General features: G+C 56.0%; 1 protein-coding gene. It reads left to right on the forward strand.

What is annotated here, in order from left to right:
• Positions 1–6: 6 nt before the first annotated feature.
• The coding region (locus T3A99_RS17085) for a SphA family protein (RefSeq protein ID WP_322834592.1) at positions 7–582 on the forward strand (576 nt) is incomplete at its 3' end.

The following is a 582-nucleotide window of genomic DNA, read 5'->3' on the forward strand; positions in this document are numbered from 1 at the left end:
CAACCCTTGCACCTGGTCAGCAGTATCGCCTTCGCCTCACTCGTCAGCCTCACCGCTCACGCAACTGAAGGTGGCGTGGATAACATCAGCCCTGGCACCGACGGGGTCATGATGTTGCCCCTGGATGTGAACAACCTCCCCGACAACATGTTTGCGTTCAACATCTATTACAACCACTACGAAGCAAAAAAGCTGAACATGAGTTCACTGGGCGGAAAGGTCTCCGAGGTAAAAATATCTTCTGACACCTTTGTCCCGCGCCTGGACTACCTCAGCCCGTTCTGGGTACTGGGCGGGCGATTGGGAGGATACGTGGCGCGTCCTTACAACATTCTGCACGTCAGTATGTTCGGCGTGAGCGATCAGCGCTCAAGTTGGGGGGATACCACCTTCGCCCCGATTGTTCTGTGGGACATGGGGAAAAACCTGACCTTGGCGGCTGCGGTTGAGGTCACCCTGCCCACGGGTGAATACGACGCCACGCGCCTGGCCAATACCAGCAATAACTTCTACACCTACAAACCTGTGCTTTCCGCAACCTGGTTACCTAGCGAGCGCACGGAACTGTCCATTCGATCGACG

It is taken from the genome of Pseudomonas sp. N-137 (assembly GCF_034555295.1).
GTDB classification, from domain to species: Bacteria; Pseudomonadota; Gammaproteobacteria; order Pseudomonadales; family Pseudomonadaceae; genus Aquipseudomonas; species Aquipseudomonas rhizophila.